A 15,161-nucleotide genomic window follows, 5' to 3' on the forward strand; every position below is an offset into this window, starting at 1 on the left:
GGACGCCAGCTTTCGACGGGGTGATGGATTGGCAATGCGCAATTAAAAGAAAATTAAAGCGTCGCTTTAAAGCAACGCTTTGAGTCGATAGAGCGCTTCAAGCGCCTCGCGCGGTGCAAGCGCATCCGGATCGATATCCTGCAATGCGCGTTCCACCACCGACGGTGGCGAGACGAACAGGCCCATTTGCGGTGAAGGCTCGTGTTGCGGCTTTGCCGCGTGCGTGTACATGCCGTTTTCCAGCGCGGCCAGCGTCTTGCGTGCATCGGTAATGACCGATTTCGGCAAGCCGGCCAACGCGGCCACCTGCAGGCCGAAACTGCGATTGGCAGGGCCTTCCTTCACCGCATGCATGAAGACGAGCTGGTCGCCATATTCGACGGCATCCAGATGCACGTTGGCGATACTGGTGTATTCGGAGGCAAGTTCTGTCAGCTCGAAATAGTGCGTAGCAAACAACGTATACGCCTTGCTGCTTGCAGCCAGATGCACCGCAGCTGCGCGTGCCAGAGCAAGACCATCGTAGGTGCTGGTGCCGCGGCCCACTTCATCCATCAACACCAGGCTGTGCGGCGTGGCGTTGTGCAAAATATTGGCCGTTTCACTCATTTCCACCATGAAGGTAGATTGGCCACGCGAAAGATCGTCGCCCGCGCCGATGCGTGTAAAGATGCGATCGATCGGGCCGATCACGACGCGCGACGCCGGCACGTAGCTGCCGATATGCGCCAGGAGCACGATCAGCGCGTTCTGGCGCATGTAGGTCGATTTACCGCCCATGTTCGGGCCGGTGATCACCAGCATACGACGGTTTTCGTCCAGCATCAGATCGTTCGGCTCGAACGGTTCCTCGCGTACTTTTTCTACGACAGGATGACGGCCGCGTTCGATCAGAAGGCCGGGCTCGTCGGTGAGTTCCGCTGCGTTCCAATCCAGCGCTTCGGCGCGCTCGGCGAGCGTGCACAGCACATCGAGTTCCGCCATGGACGCGGCGGCATGCTTGAGTGGTTCCAACTGTTCGATAAGCGTATCGAGCAAGGCTTCATACAAAGCGCGCTCGCGCATCAGCGAGCGCTCCTTGGCGGAAAGCACTTTATCTTCGAAGGCTTTCAGTTCTTCGGTGATATAGCGTTCGGCATTCTTGGTGGTCTGCCTGCGGGTGTAGTGCGTGGGCGCCTTTTCCGACTGTGCTTTGCTGATCTCGATGTAATAGCCGTGCACGCGGTTGTAACCCACTTTTAGCGTGGAGATGCCACTGGCGGCTTTCTCGCGTTCTTCCAGCTCGACGAGGTATTGATCGGCGTGTGTGGCCAGGCGGCGCAGTTCATCGAGTTCTGCGTCGTAGCCATCGGCCATGATGCCGCCATCGCGTAACAGCACGGGCGGCTGTTCGATGATGGCTTGCTTGAGCAAGGCGGCCGTGACCGCGTGATCACCGATGCCGTTGACCAGGTCGTGCAGCAGCGGACTATCCATGCTGGCGATCGATTCGCGCAAACGTGGCGCGGCCGCAAGCCCATCTCTCAACGTGGAAAGATCGCGTGGCCGTGCCGAACGCAAGGCGACGCGCGCAAGAATGCGTTCCAGATCGCCGATGCCACGCAATTGCTCGCGCAACGTATCGTAGCGGCGCGTTTCGATCAGTGCGCCGATTGCCTGGTGTCTGCGGCGCAATGTGTCGCGTGAACGCAGCGGACGATTCAGCCAGCGACGCATCAGGCGCGCGCCCATCGGCGTAACGGTTTCATCGAGCACGCCAAGCAATGTGTGCTCGATGCGTCCGCTCGGATGGGTATCCAATTCCAGATTGCGACGGGTGGCGGCATCGAGCGCAATCGTTTCACTCGCGCTTTCCACCGCCATGCCCGAAAGGTGCGGCAACGCGCTTTTCTGCGTCTCTTCTACGTAGCCGAGCAAACAACCCGCCGCGGCAATGGCCAGTGGCAGGTTGTCGACACCGAAGCCTGAAAGGTCGCGCGTACCGAAAAAGCGATTGAGTTCGCGCCGCGCCGCATCGCCATCGAAATGCCACGGCGGCCGCTTGCGCACACCGGGCAGGGTGCTGACCAGCTTCGGCCACGCAACGTCTTCGCCAACCAGGGTTTCGGCCGGTTGTAGGCGTGCCAGTTCCGCGGCGAGCGTTTCGGCATTCGGTACTTCGCTCAGCAAAAAGCGGCCACTGGACAGATCGGCCCATGCCAGGCCATAGCTGTTGTGCGGGCCGGCGGCGATCGCCAGCAACAGATTGTCGCGGCGTTCTTCCAACAGCGCGGCATCGGTGACCGTTCCCGGCGTGACGATGCGTACCACCTTGCGCTCCACCGGTCCTTTGGCAAGTGCCGGGTCACCGATCTGTTCGCAGATCGCCACCGACTCGCCCAACCGCACCAACTTGGCCAAGTAATTTTCGACCGCGTGATAGGGCACGCCGGCCATCGGAATCGGCTGTCCCGCCGATTGCCCGCGCTGCGTGAGCGTGATGTCCAGCAAGCGTGCCGCTTTGCGCGCGTCTTCGTAGAACAGCTCATAGAAATCGCCCATGCGGAAGAACAGCAGCACGTCCGGATGCGCGGCCTTGGCGGCGAGGTATTGACGCATCAGCGGGGTGTGCAGCGAGAGTTCGTCCTGATTCATGCGGTCGTCTTGGCGTTATGGGGCGGAGCGAGTACAACAGAGAATTTGCAAGACGCGGAGTTTCGCATGGAGTTGTCGCCGGTTCCTACTGATGCCGAGCTAGGCTCGTGGGCCCAGCGCGTTGCCACGGCAATGCTGCAGCACGGGCTGATGCTGGTCTGTGCTGAATCCTGCACGGGCGGCTGGATTGCCAAAGCGCTGACCGATCTTTCCGGCAGCTCCGCCTGGTTCGAGGCGGGTGTCGTGAGCTACAGCAACACGGCCAAAATCGCATTGCTGGACGTGAAGCCGCAAACGCTTGAGCGCACCGGCGCAGTAAGCGAGGAAACCGCACTGGAGATGGCCTCCGGCGCGCTGGAGCGCTTCCAGGCCGGCGTCGCGGTCGCGGTCACCGGCATCGCCGGGCCAACGGGCGGGACACCGGAAAAACCGGTGGGCACGGTGTGGATCGGTTGGCAGCGGCGAGGCGACCGGCCGCGCGCCAGGTTGTTCCATTTTCCCGGCGACCGTGAAGCCGTCCGCCGGCAGACCGTGGCGGCGGCCCTCGACGGCGTACTGGAAATGCTGACGAACTGATCAGAAATTAATCAACAGCCCCAGCTTGACCGGTGTGGGATACTTAAAACCCTGCATCCCAGCCCGTGAGACAACCACGCGGCATCATGCTCGCCACGACCACAACGAACAGCGGAACCTAAGACGATGGATGACAACAAGCGCAAAGCGCTCGCTTCGGCCCTAGGCCAAATCGAAAAGCAATTCGGCAAGGGCGCGGTGATGCGCATGGGCGACCGCACCGACGACACCATCGAAACCATTTCCACCGGTTCGCTGGGCCTGGATATCGCGCTGGGCGTCGGCGGCCTGCCGCGCGGCCGGGTGGTCGAGATCTACGGTCCGGAATCGTCCGGTAAAACCACGCTCACCCTGCAGGTGATCGCCAATTGCCAGAAGAATGGTGGCACCGCAGCCTTCGTCGATGCCGAGCACGCGCTCGATCCCATCTATGCGCAGAAGCTGGGTGTGAAGATCGAAGACCTGCTGGTCTCGCAGCCCGATACGGGCGAACAGGCGCTGGAAATTGCCGACATGCTGGTGCGTTCCGGCGCGGTGGACGTGGTGGTGGTCGACTCCGTCGCCGCGCTCACGCCCAAGGCTGAAATCGAAGGCGAAATGGGCGACTCCCACGTGGGTCTGCACGCCCGCCTGATGAGCCAGGCGCTGCGCAAGCTCACTGCCAATATCAAGAAATCCAACTGCCTGGTGATCTTCATCAACCAGATCCGCATGAAGATCGGCGTGATGTTCGGCAACCCCGAAACCACCACCGGCGGTAACGCCCTGAAGTTCTACGCTTCCGTGCGCCTGGACATCCGCCGCATCGGCGCGGTGAAGAAGGGCGAGGAGGTGATCGGTTCGGAAACCCGCGTGAAGGTAGTAAAGAACAAGGTGGCGCCGCCGTTCCGTCAGGCCGAGTTCGAGATCCTCTACGGCGAGGGTTCCTCGCGCGAAGGCGAAATCATCGAGCTGGGCGTGGCGCAGAGCCTCGTGGAGAAATCCGGTGCGTGGTACAGCTACAAGGGCGACCGCATTGGGCAGGGCAAGGAAAACGTGCGTCAGTTCCTCCGGGACAACCCCGCCATTGCCGATGAGATCGATCGTGAATTGCGTGCTCGCCTGCTGGTGAGTGCCGGCGGCGCGCGGGCCACTTCCGAAGAGGCGGTGGAAGAAGCCTGACGATGAGCGAGCGGCGGTTGCGGATTCTTCTCGTTGGCGCATCGGGCACGCTGGGTCGGGCGGTGGAAGCCGAGCTGAGCCAGCGCCACGACGTCATTGCTGCCGGCCGCAACTCCGGCAACATCCGCATCGATCTCACGGATGTCGCGAGCATCCAGCGCGCGCTGAAACAGGCCGGTGAACTCGATGCGGTGGTCGGTGCCACCGGCAACGTCACCTTTGCGCCGCTGGCGGATTTCAAACCCGCGGCCTTCGGTGAATCACTGCATACGCTGGGGATCACCGACAAGCTGCTTGGGCAGGTAAATCTTGCCCTGGCAGCACGCGATCATCTGCGCGACGGCGGTTCGATCACGCTCACCACCGGCATCCTGTCCGAGCAGCCGATTGTGGCGGGCAGTTCCGCCAGCCTGGTCAACGGTGCGGTGGAGGCATTCGTACGCGCCGCGGCCATCGAGCTTCCGCGTAGGTTACGCATCAACGTAGTGAGCCCCAACGTGCTGACCGAGGCGATGCCGGCCTATGCGCCGTTCTTCCGCGGTTTCGAGCCAGTGAGCGCTGCGCGTGCGGCGCTGGCGTTCAGTCGTAGCGTGGAAGGGGCGCAGACCGGGCAGGTCTACAAGGTTTTCTGAGGTTGCTTTCGCGTGCTCGCCTTGGAAGTGAAAACTGATCGCTCACCGCGATGAAGAAACGCCCCGACGATCCCAACGCCAAGCCCAAAGCCAGTGCCTACAACAAGGCGCTGGGCCTGCTCGCGCGCCGTGAACATTCCCGCAAGGAGCTGCGCCAGAAACTGGATCGCGGCGGCTACGCTCGCGATGAAGCCAGCGAAGCGCTGGACCGCCTCGGCGAACAGCATTATCAGGACGACGAACGCTTTGCCGAAACCCTGATGCGCAATCGTTCCTCCCAGGGCTACGGCCCCATGCGCCTGCGTGCGGAGCTGAAAAGCCACGGACTGTCGGATGCGCGCATCCGCAGCCTGCTCGATGCCGCCGACATCGATTGGGCGCAGTTGGCCGCCACCCAATTGCGCCGCCGCTACGGTGCTGCGGGCAGCGCAGACCCAGCCGAACGCGCGCGCCGGGCGCAATTCCTCTTGCGCCGAGGCTTCCCCGCCGCCACAGTACGGGATGTAACCCACGCCGACGTGGATGACGCTACCGACGAATAACCCCTGAGGCCTTTGCGGGCCGTGCAAGGGGCGGTCGCGTCGCCGTTTGGCGTCCTCCTTCCCTATGCCCTGACTTCAATGAAAACCGCTGACATCCGTTCTGCTTTTCTCGAGTACTTCCGCTCCAAGGATCACACCATCGTGCCCTCCAGCTCGCTGGTGCCGGCCAACGACCCGACCTTGCTGTTCACCAATTCGGGCATGGTGCAATTCAAGAATGTGTTCCTCGGGAGCGAGAAGCTGCCCTACGTGCGCGTCGCCGATGTGCAGCGTTGCCTGCGCGCCGGCGGCAAGCACAACGATCTGGATTCGGTGGGTTACACCGCACGCCATCACACCTTCTTCGAGATGCTGGGCAATTGGTCGTTCGGCGATTACTTCAAGCGCGACGCGATTCGTTACGCGTGGGAATTGCTCACCGGTGTCTTCAAGCTGCCGGCAGAAAAGCTGTGGGTCACCGTCTATCACACGGATGACGAGGCTTACGGCATCTGGTCCAAGGAAATGGGCGTGCCGGCCGAGCGTATCGTACGCATCGGCGACAACAAAGGTGCGCCATACGCCTCCGACAACTTCTGGCAGATGGCCGATACCGGCCCGTGCGGTCCGTGTTCGGAAATCTTCTACGACCACGGCCCTGGCGTAGCGGGCGGGCCGCCCGGCTCGCCCGATGAAGACGGTGATCGCTACATCGAGATCTGGAACCTGGTGTTCATGCAGTTCGATCGCGCGCCGGACGGCACGCTCTCGCCACTACCGGCGCCGTGCGTGGATACCGGCATGGGCCTGGAACGCCTCGCGGCCGTGTTGCAGCACGTGCATTCCAACTACGAGATCGATTTGTTCCAGCACTTGATCAAAGTGGCTGCGGCGCTTACGAAAACGCCCGATCTCTCCAATCAGTCGCTGCGGGTGATCGCCGATCACATTCGTGCGTGTTCTTTCCTCATCGTGGACGGCGTGTTGCCTTCCAACGAAGGCCGCGGCTACGTCCTGCGCCGGATCATCCGCCGGGCCTTGCGTCATGGCTGGATGCTGGGTGTGCGCGGCGATTTCTTCTGGAAGATGGTGCACCCGCTGGTGGAGGAAATGGGCGCGGCTTACGCCGAACTTGCTGCCAAGCAATCCTTCGTGGAAGAAGCCCTGCGCAACGAGGAACAGCGCTTCGGTGAAACGTTGGAGCACGGCATGCGCCTGTTCGACGAGATCGCTGCCAAATCCGGCAAGACGATCGCCGGCGACGATGCATTTCGTTTGTACGATACGTATGGTTTCCCGGTCGATCTCACGGCGGATATCGCGCGTGAACGTGGTTTGAATGTGGACATGGCCGGTTTCGAGCGGGCCATGAAAGAACAGCAAGAGCGCAGTCGCGAGGGTAGTCGTTTTACGGCCAAAGGCCAGATGCCGGCGGAGCTGGCCAGCCAGCTCGCGCCCACGACGTTCCTGGGCTATGAAGCCTTGTCCAGCCGCGCGAACAAGGTGGTCGGTATCGTGCGCGCCGGCAAACAAGTCGATCAACTCGCCGAAGGCGAGGAAGGTCTGGTCATGCTCGATCGCACACCGTTCTACGCCGAATCCGGCGGACAGGTAGGCGATACTGGCGTGCTTTTGAACGGCGCCGGTCGTTTCGATGTCAGCGACACCATCAAGATGGGCGGCGTATTTTTTGGTCATGCCGGCCGCTGGCACGGCGCACAGCCGCTGCGCACGGGCGACGTCGTGGATAGTGATGTGGACACCTCGCGCCGCCAGGCCACTGTGCTCAATCACTCTGCCACGCATCTGCTGCACGCCGCACTGCGCCAGGTGCTCGGTACCCACGTTACGCAGAAAGGCTCGCTGGTGGCTCCCGACCGCCTGCGCTTCGATTTCGCGCACTTCAAGCCCGTCACGCGCGAGGAACTGGCGACGATCGAAACATTGGTGAATGACGAAGTGCGCCATAACGTCGAAGCCGAAGTGCGCCACATGGCATACGACGACGCGATCGCGTTCGGAGCCATGGCCTTGTTCGGCGAAAAATACGGCGATGAGGTACGCGTGCTGAAAATGGGCGATTTCTCCACCGAACTGTGCGGCGGCACACACGTCGGTCGTACCGGTGACATCGGCCTGTTCAAGATCGTCAGCGAAGCAGGCGTGGCTTCCGGCGTGCGTCGTATCGAGGCGGTTACCGGTGCGGGTGCGCTAGCGTATGTCGCCAATGAAGAGCGTCGTCTAGGCGAGTTGTCACAACTGCTTTCCACCAGCGGCGACGACGTCGCCGAGAAACTGCGGCAATTGCTTGATCGTCAGAAGAAGCTCGAACGCGAACTCGATTCGCTGCGCGCCAAAGCGGCCGGTTCCATGACGGGCGACCTCGCGCAAACTGCGCAGGACGTTGGCGGCATCAAAGTTGTTGCCGCGCGCCTGGAAGGGCTCGATGCGAAAGCGCTTCGCGATGGCGTGGATCAACTCAAGCAACAACTCGCCGATTGCGTGGTGGTGCTGGCGGGCGCCATCGATGGGCGTGTTTCGCTGGTTGCTGGCGTGAATGGCAAAGCGAGCGGACGTATCAAGGCGGGCGACGTGGTTGCGCACGTTGCCAATCAGATCGACGGAAAAGGCGGTGGCCGACCGGATATGGCGCAAGGCGGTGGTGTGGACAAACCACAATTGTCTGACGTCTTGACGGGTACAGTGGCCTGGATCGGTAAACAGTTGGCGAGTTGACGCGCTGCATATGGACCAAGTGTCAAGAATTTGTATAGATTGCACCCTACGCGGGGGCTCGGCTAGTATCGGTCAGATATTGGCGTTGCCCGTTGCGGCGGCGTCGTAAGTGGCGAGTTGTCTTTCGGGGCAACTTGGTTGTTTGGAGCCGGGGAAGGCGGTAGGCCTTTGACGGACGCGAACGTCAGAACTGCATGTGGCTGTGCTCAGGGGTGAGGCAACAGCATGCAGATGGCCTGTGACCACAAGCATAAATGGAGTAGCAGCTATGTTGATTCTGACCCGCAGGGTCGGTGAAACCCTGATGATCGGCGACGAGGTGACCGTTACCGTTCTTGGCGTAAAAGGCAACCAGGTTCGCATTGGCATCAATGCGCCCAAGAACGTTGCTGTGCACCGCGAAGAAATCTACCAGCGCATCAAGGGCGAGAGCGAGAACGACGGCGGCGCCACCGGGGAATCGGGCGGGCATTGATGCCCCCTTTACCTTCCGGGCAGCGGCCGGTATCCTTTCCGGCTCCCGTGACCTCGTGTTGATGCTGCGGGAACAAAATTCGGAGAGATGCCCGAGAGGCCGAAGGGGCTCCCCTGCTAAGGGAGTATAGGGTCAAAAGCCTTATCGAGGGTTCGAATCCCTCTCTCTCCGCCAAGTTTGTTTTTCCAAGCTGTCCCAGCAAGTCTCATAAGGTCCTGGAATTCCTTATTTACCGCAGGATTCCGGGATTTTTTATGCCTCAAGCTATCTCAGGCATTTTCTTGGTGGCTCGATAATTTGTTGGTATATTTGCTGGTATCGACTTGCCGCTGGCAGGAGATACCAACAAAATGCTGACCGATGCCTTCGTGCGTAGCGTGAAGCCCTCCGCTCGACCGCAGAAGCTCTCGGACGGTGGCGGTTTGCACTTGCTCGTCACCCCCACGGGCGGCCGCTATTGGCGCTACAACTATCGCGTTGCCGGAAAGCAAAAGACCTTGGCGCTCGGGGTTTATCCCGATGTGCGGCTAGCACAAGCGAGGGCTTGTCATCAGGAAGCCAGGCGCCAAGTGGCCGATGGCATCGATCCCTCGGCCAAGAAGCAGGCTTCCGCGCTGACCTTCGAGATGGTGGCGCGTCAATGGCACGCCCACTGGAAAATAGACCGGAATGAGCGACACGCGCACTACGTACTGAGCCGATTGGAGGCCGATGTTTTCCCGGAGATCGGCGCGTTGCCGTTGTCGGAAATCCCGACCTCTGCGTTTCGTCGCGCGGTCAAGAAGATCGAGGCCCGCGGTGCATTGGACATTGCCAAGCGCGTGCTGCAAACCTGTGGCCAAATTATGCGCTATGCAGTAGCCAACGATTTGGCATCTCACAATCCGGTCGCTGAAGTTAAACCTGCCGATGTGCTAAAGCCGCACAAGCGACGCAACTATCCGCGCGTGGGCGCCAAGGAGTTGCCGGGTCTTCTGCAGGACATCGACGCCTATGTGGGCAGTGAGCATACGTGCTTGGCGCTCCAATTGATGGTGTTGACCTTCGTCCGTACCTCCGAGCTGATCGGTGCGCGTTGGTCGGAGTTCGACCTGCAGGCGTCGCGCTGGGACATTCCGGCCGAGCGGATGAAAATGAAGACGCCGCATATCGTGCCATTGAGTCAGCAGGCCAAAGCGGTCCTGAATAAGCTCAAGGCCATTTCCTTTGGGAACGAGCTGGTGTTCCCAGGCGATGTGCGACCGACCCAGCCGATGAGCAACAACACCCTCCTTTATGCCTTGTATCGCATGGGCTATCGGGGACGCATGACCGGGCACGGCTTTCGTGGCGTGGCCTCGACCCTGCTGCATGAACAGGGTTGGCCGCATGAGCATATCGAGCTACAACTCGCTCATCAGGAGCGGGACGATACGAGCGCAGCCTACAATCATGCCCTCTACCTCAAACCACGGTCCACCATGATGCAGGCGTGGGCGGATCATTTGGACACCGTACGCCAACGTCCGCAGCAACTAGCGGCGTAAGGCTGTCTCAGTCGGCCATATATTTGCGGGGACGACCTGGCCGGCGCCGCACCAGAGGGTCAGCCTTGGGTGATTCCCGATAGCCTTCCGGATCGCTGATCCATGCTTGGAGCGCATCCGTTGCCCAAGCGCAAGCGCGCCCCCCTAGGTGGACGGGCAGGGGAAATCTCCCCGCGGCCATCCGTCGATAGAGGGTAGGGCGCGTCAAGGCAGTGATACGCAGCACATCGCGAATGCGGTAGAACGCAGGCGCCGGAACCGCACGATGATTTTCGCGTTCGGCCTCGCGCCATGGCTTTCCATCGTGCTTGCGGTCACTCATATCAGTTACCTTCGTCGAACGGTTCGATCCGTCCCGTCATGCAGGAGAGCGAAGATCCTCCGCTCGGATGACTTCAACCGGAGACAGCCTAAGACTGCCTGAGATAGCGAACGTGCAAAACATGCTGGAGCAAGCATGGGCGTAGTTGCGCTCTTGGATCAGAGATTTCCAAGCGTCGGGCTGAACGTGCGCCGGGGAAGCGATTGTTGCCAGCGTCTCTACAGACCTTCGCCCTCATCCGGACGACATGCGCGGTGCTCGACCCCGCTATGGCGGCACCGTAGTGTGCATCGGCGTCATACGTGTGCACCCGGGCCAATGCTCCGCGTCTCTCCCGTTAGATCGTTGTAACCGCCGCGCTTCAATGGGCTCGTGTGCCGACCCGATAAGGGCGCGGCCGCTCCTTCGCTGGGCTCGTGTTGAAACTTGTGTCGCTACGCTCGCCGTAGCAATGCGCTTCGATAGCGCCAATGACGCATCTCTCCTCTTGGATTGATCAAGCCTCTCCGCTTCGATAGCCGCGCGCGGCGATTCGTCAACGGTCTGCCCGCTCCTTCGCTGCGCTCCCGTGTGGCCCGTAGCCTACGGTGACGAATTCGCCTTCATCGCACGGCTTTGCCTCTCCGCGTCTTGAACAACCACTCGGAGAGACAAATCATGTTGACGCAAACCGATCAGCTCATACATGGCGACTGCACCCAGGTGCTTCCCACGCTGCCGAGCGAGAGCATCGATCTCGTCGTAACCGATCCTCCATATTTCGTCCGCTACAAAGACCGAAGCGGTCGCTCCATTGCGAACGACGATGACCCTGGAAGCGTCCTCGGTGCATTTCACGATCTTTACCGCATCCTCAAACCAGACACCTTCTGCATTTCGTTCTACGGCTGGAATTCCATCGCCGCGTTCTTTGCCGCCTGGCAGCAAGCAGGTTTCCGCGCCGTCGGTCACATCGTTTGGTACAAGGGCTACACATCGCGACGCGGTTTCCTAAACGCACGCCACGAACAGGCTTATGTGCTTGCCAAGGGACGGCCGGCAAAGCCCATGCATCCGATCGATGACGTTCAGCCTTGGGAATACAGCGGCAACCTCGTGCATCCGACAGAGAAGGCCGTCAGCGTACTAAAACCGGTGATTCAGTCCTTCTCGTGTGCTGGCGACGTTACACTCGATCCGTTTGCAGGCTCCGGATCGACGCTTGTCGCCGCTGCTCTATCAGGTCGCCACTACCTTGGAATTGAGCTTGATGCTAAATATGTTGATCACGCGCGCCGGCGCCTCGCTGGCGTCGAACGTGCGAGAACTTCCGGGCTAATTTGACCCCTCCGAGGCTGTCGTGCCCCTGCGCCGCAGCCTCGCTTCTTTTGCTGTTCGCCACCCTGGTCAACCGCATGCGGTTAGTGCGGTCCGCCACCAAAGGTGGCGACTGTCTGTGCCAATCGAAGGTAACGCCGCTTCGGAAAACGTGGATTTTGACGGAGCCGGTTTGATCCCTCCGGAGGATGAGCATGCCATTCTCTTACGGAGATGGCCTGACGATGAAAGATCGGTCGTGTCTTGTGTACTCCGGCAAAATTGACGAATCCTTCACCTGCTGTGGGTAGAGCGGTATTCCCTTCATCCTCAGATATACATTTAGCTGATAGATTTCGTATTCGTCCGGTAGGCGGTCTACCGGACTTCGCTAAGGGGAAATCTGATGCAGCGCCTCCAAGGAGTTCGCAAAGCTGTACTCGCCGGCCTTGTGGCCATCGGTCTCACATCCGCTGCTTTCGCGCAGACCGCCACGCCAGCCTCGGGTTTGGGTCAATCCTGGCCGAACGCGGCAGATCTCAGTGCGAACCCGAACTGGCACGTTTATGTGTTCGTGCTCAACGGGATTGAGTATGTCCAGATCAACGATCTGAATGGCACGGTGCATGCCGCTGTTGCCACGGCTGGTGGCACGACCATCGTGCTGCCGGTAGGCGTTGATTCGCAGAACGTCCAAACCACCGCGGCTAGCGCTTCGTCCACCGCGCAGACCATTTACAGCGATGCTACGACGACGGTCACGGCAACGCCGCAAAGCAACGGGACGACGACTTTCAATGCGGTGTCGGCTGATTGCAACACTTATAACTGTGGCGGTGGCCGGGGCAGTTAAGTCGGCCGAAAGACCGTGGGTGCTGCGATAACCTCAACGCACCCAAAGGCGCAAATGGCGAGCTTCGACTCGCTCGTCTACGCGCCTCGGCTGGGCGTCATACAGCAGCACGGAAATCATTGCCTGCTGCGCCGTCCGCTTCGTGTGGACGATGCCATCAAACAGCTCCGCTTGCGCAGTGAGCGACGGTCCCTGATCCAGCGTTACACCCAGCTTCGCCGGGATATTGCTCGACATGGCGATGCGGCGGGCCAAGTGGCTAACGTCCCTCTCGTCATTAACTCCGATAGCGTGCAGTACAGCCAAACGCCGGCCATACAGCTCACCACCGCGGAGCGTCAGGATCACCTGGGTGCACGTGAGCTGGCTACACACCTGAGCGATAGCCTCGCAGGCAGCGCGATAGATCGCTTGATGCACGGCCGGGGCAAGCTGAGATACCCCGCGGCCCTCTAGATTGAAGCGATAAGCCACCCCCGCTTCATCAAGCACACGACCAATTGTCTCCCTGAGTGCGGCAGGTAGGCCGCGCTCGCGCCATGCCGTCGGGTGAAATGCTTCGGCAAGAGTATAGATTCGGTGTTTAGCCTCGACCGTGTGTCTCTGGAACGTCGCGCGTTCGTCTGGCGTCAGGAAATGCAGTGCCTTCTGAAGCACGCGTCCATTAGCCAAGGACATCGATCCTCCGACGAGCTCCAGTTGGGTTGACGCCTGACGCATGCGAAGGTCGCTTTGGTGCATCAGCTTCCGGGCGGTGCTGAGCGCCTTACCGACCGTCTGACGCTCCTGTTCCTGCGCGTGGATCTGGGAAGCAATCCGAGCCCCCATAACGAACAGAAAGGTCACGGCGAACGCGACGAAGAACTGCGTCTGGATGACCACCGGGTCAGGGACGGAAAGGGTCAGCAAGCAAACGCAAGCAACGGCAAGCGGACCGGACGCCGCGGTGCCCCGCCATCCGTATTTCATGGTCAGCCACGCCACCGGCACGAACAGCGACATCTGCAGGACCGCCGCCGTGCTGGCGTCCATGTAGCTGCTGATGAAGGCAATGGCAACCAGGATCGGTAGCGCCACGACCGCCGTATCGAATGCCAGCGGGCTTCTCGACGCCTCAATGGCCAGTTGGCGTAGCCCCCGCCCGTTGCGGGTCAATTTGAAGAACAGCGGCCACGTCGTCACAGTCAGGATGGCGATGTAGCTCCCCACGAAAACGCCGGCAAGCATGACCGGGCTGGCATGCATCGTCGGGTCCGTGGCGGTGACGTAGCCCGCATAAGTCACCATCGCCCAGGCTAAGGACGTCCCGAATGCCCCAATCAAGAGCGCCTTCATATCCACCACGCGCTTAGCAGGGAATAGCCTTAGCTGGCTGCGGCAGAACCACACCACGGGCATGGCAATCGCAATGGGCGGAATCGACCAGATGGTCGCGGTCGTGACGCCAAAGAGGCCGACGCACTTGAATACCGAATAGGCCAGAGGGGCGGCCTCACCGACCGCCAGGGCGGCCCAATAGCGATAGGGAATCAATAACAGGCAAGCGAAGCGCAGACCGGACGTCAGCGACCAGTGGGCATCAGAGAAAGGTCGGATTGCACAGTACGCCAGTGCGTAACCGAAGGCGACGGCGATCTGGATGATCCAGTCACGCCCTCGAAACCGTGTTCCTTTCTCCATGCTCCCTATCCCCCAAAGGCTGAACGTGGTGTCGCGTTATGGTTCCCCAAAAAGCAAGCCCACCTAATATCGGCTTATACACATAATGATTGAATCTGAAATGTGAATTCAGTGTGTAACCGGTCTCGCAAGCGCACACGATTCGGACGTCGTATCCGCTGCCCCACGTGCGGGTCGGGTTGTATATGGATACGCCAAATGCGTCAGCCGCCATCTTGTCATCATCGCGTCACGCGTGGCGTCCCTGCCTCTACGCATGGCGTCATTCACAGTCAGGTTCCGCGGTGAATTCAGCGCCGCAGATGGCGAGTTTTTGCCCGCACACGTCACAGCAATGCACGATCGGGCCGCCCGCCGTAAGCAGTACCTCGCCCGTCGAATACATCATGCCAAGGCAACCCGGCCGAGGGCAGCGCCATTGGATGCGTCCCCACGAATCGTGGTTGATCGTTAGCGCTGGTAGTTCGCGGTAAATCACAGTTTGATAAACCCGCCGCTGAAGAGCCCGAGTAGCCGAAAAAAAAGGCCCCGGGAAGAGGGGCCTGATGTTCCTCACCTGGTGGCCCGCTGTTCTGGAGTTGGCGGAGGCAGGAACGAGAGGCGGAGCTAAATAGGTAGTGGCGTGCCTCAGGGCGTTGGCCCTAAGCAAATCGCTACGACGTTTGACCGCAATCTACCGCGTAGCATATTGCCTCGGGCCGACGCGAAGCACAACGTCGCGTGCGTCGGCGGTTTTGGATGCTGTTAGG

Annotated in this window: 12 protein-coding genes and 1 tRNA gene; 10 read left to right on the forward strand and 3 right to left on the reverse strand. The window is 60.6% G+C overall.

The features are described from left to right. Positions 1-66 precede the first annotated feature (66 nt). Positions 67-2,634: a DNA mismatch repair protein MutS gene (mutS, locus tag DWU98_RS03460; protein ID WP_115494027.1), complete on the reverse strand. Its 2,568-nt coding sequence runs from the start codon at positions 2,632-2,634 to the stop codon at positions 67-69. A gap of 66 nt (positions 2,635-2,700) precedes the next feature. Here mutS and DWU98_RS03465 point away from each other — a divergent pair, with 66 nt between their 5' ends. The 8 genes from DWU98_RS03465 (at position 2,701) to DWU98_RS03500 (ending at position 10,261) form a co-directional block, all read left to right on the forward strand. Continuing rightward, complete coding sequence (locus DWU98_RS03465; RefSeq protein ID WP_115494194.1) at positions 2,701-3,210, forward strand: CinA family protein; 510 nt, start codon at positions 2,701-2,703, stop codon at positions 3,208-3,210. A gap of 126 nt (positions 3,211-3,336) precedes the next feature. Beyond that, entirely contained in the window at positions 3,337-4,371 is a 1,035-nt protein-coding gene (gene recA / locus DWU98_RS03470) for a recombinase RecA (RefSeq protein WP_115494028.1), read from the forward strand. Between the two features lie 17 nt (positions 4,372-4,388). Beyond that, positions 4,389-5,003 carry a short chain dehydrogenase gene (locus DWU98_RS03475; RefSeq protein WP_196239469.1) on the forward strand — a complete coding sequence of 205 codons (615 nt, stop codon included), beginning with the start codon at positions 4,389-4,391 and terminating at the stop codon, positions 5,001-5,003. Positions 5,004-5,053: 50 nt separating this feature from the next. Beyond that, positions 5,054-5,545 carry a regulatory protein RecX gene (locus DWU98_RS03480; RefSeq protein WP_115494030.1) on the forward strand — a complete coding sequence of 164 codons (492 nt, stop codon included), beginning with the start codon at positions 5,054-5,056 and terminating at the stop codon, positions 5,543-5,545. 78 nt (positions 5,546-5,623) lie between these two features. Next, positions 5,624-8,260, forward strand: a complete 2,637-nt coding sequence (alaS, locus tag DWU98_RS03485; RefSeq protein ID WP_115494031.1) for an alanine--tRNA ligase — start codon at positions 5,624-5,626, stop codon at positions 8,258-8,260. Between the two features lie 268 nt (positions 8,261-8,528). Beyond that, complete coding sequence (csrA, locus tag DWU98_RS03490; RefSeq protein WP_115494032.1) at positions 8,529-8,735, forward strand: carbon storage regulator CsrA; 207 nt, start codon at positions 8,529-8,531, stop codon at positions 8,733-8,735. Positions 8,736-8,816: 81 nt separating this feature from the next. After that, positions 8,817-8,909: transfer RNA gene (locus tag DWU98_RS03495), tRNA-Ser, on the forward strand. Positions 8,910-9,085: 176 nt separating this feature from the next. After that, the gene (locus DWU98_RS03500; protein WP_115494033.1) at positions 9,086-10,261 is read left to right on the forward strand and encodes a tyrosine-type recombinase/integrase; all 1,176 of its coding nucleotides are present in this window, start codon (positions 9,086-9,088) and stop codon (positions 10,259-10,261) included. A 7-nt stretch (positions 10,262-10,268) separates the two neighbouring features. Here the strand turns inward: DWU98_RS03500 and DWU98_RS22400 are convergent, their stop codons facing one another. Then, positions 10,269-10,583 carry a helix-turn-helix transcriptional regulator gene (locus tag DWU98_RS22400; RefSeq protein ID WP_115494034.1) on the reverse strand — a complete coding sequence of 105 codons (315 nt, stop codon included), beginning with the start codon at positions 10,581-10,583 and terminating at the stop codon, positions 10,269-10,271. Positions 10,584-11,240: 657 nt separating this feature from the next. Between DWU98_RS22400 and DWU98_RS03515 the strand changes: the two genes are divergently transcribed. Continuing rightward, positions 11,241-11,906 carry a DNA methyltransferase gene (locus DWU98_RS03515; RefSeq protein WP_115494036.1) on the forward strand — a complete coding sequence of 222 codons (666 nt, stop codon included), beginning with the start codon at positions 11,241-11,243 and terminating at the stop codon, positions 11,904-11,906. 379 nt (positions 11,907-12,285) lie between these two features. Next, a complete protein-coding gene (locus tag DWU98_RS03520; RefSeq protein WP_115494037.1) occupies positions 12,286-12,732 on the forward strand; it encodes a hypothetical protein in 447 nt (148 codons plus the stop codon). A 33-nt stretch (positions 12,733-12,765) separates the two neighbouring features. Here the strand turns inward: DWU98_RS03520 and DWU98_RS03525 are convergent, their stop codons facing one another. Further along, positions 12,766-14,412 carry a hypothetical protein gene (locus DWU98_RS03525; protein WP_115494038.1) on the reverse strand — a complete coding sequence of 549 codons (1,647 nt, stop codon included), beginning with the start codon at positions 14,410-14,412 and terminating at the stop codon, positions 12,766-12,768. Positions 14,413-15,161 lie beyond the last annotated feature (749 nt).

Origin of the sequence: Dyella monticola, assembly GCF_003363155.1 — a bacterium.
In the GTDB taxonomy this organism is placed as follows: domain Bacteria; phylum Pseudomonadota; class Gammaproteobacteria; order Xanthomonadales; family Rhodanobacteraceae; genus Dyella_B; species Dyella_B monticola.

Coding starts and splice junctions, on each gene's coding strand:
- mutS (WP_115494027.1), bottom strand. CDS start 2,634: ATGAATCAGGACGAACTCTCGCTGCACACCCCGCTGATGCGTCAATAC.
- DWU98_RS03465 (WP_115494194.1), top strand. CDS start 2,701: ATGGAGTTGTCGCCGGTTCCTACTGATGCCGAGCTAGGCTCGTGGGCC.
- recA (WP_115494028.1), top strand. CDS start 3,337: ATGGATGACAACAAGCGCAAAGCGCTCGCTTCGGCCCTAGGCCAAATC.
- DWU98_RS03480 (WP_115494030.1), top strand. CDS start 5,054: ATGAAGAAACGCCCCGACGATCCCAACGCCAAGCCCAAAGCCAGTGCC.
- alaS (WP_115494031.1), top strand. CDS start 5,624: ATGAAAACCGCTGACATCCGTTCTGCTTTTCTCGAGTACTTCCGCTCC.
- csrA (WP_115494032.1), top strand. CDS start 8,529: ATGTTGATTCTGACCCGCAGGGTCGGTGAAACCCTGATGATCGGCGAC.
- DWU98_RS03500 (WP_115494033.1), top strand. CDS start 9,086: ATGCTGACCGATGCCTTCGTGCGTAGCGTGAAGCCCTCCGCTCGACCG.
- DWU98_RS22400 (WP_115494034.1), bottom strand. CDS start 10,583: ATGAGTGACCGCAAGCACGATGGAAAGCCATGGCGCGAGGCCGAACGC.
- DWU98_RS03515 (WP_115494036.1), top strand. CDS start 11,241: ATGTTGACGCAAACCGATCAGCTCATACATGGCGACTGCACCCAGGTG.
- DWU98_RS03520 (WP_115494037.1), top strand. CDS start 12,286: ATGCAGCGCCTCCAAGGAGTTCGCAAAGCTGTACTCGCCGGCCTTGTG.
- DWU98_RS03525 (WP_115494038.1), bottom strand. CDS start 14,412: ATGGAGAAAGGAACACGGTTTCGAGGGCGTGACTGGATCATCCAGATC.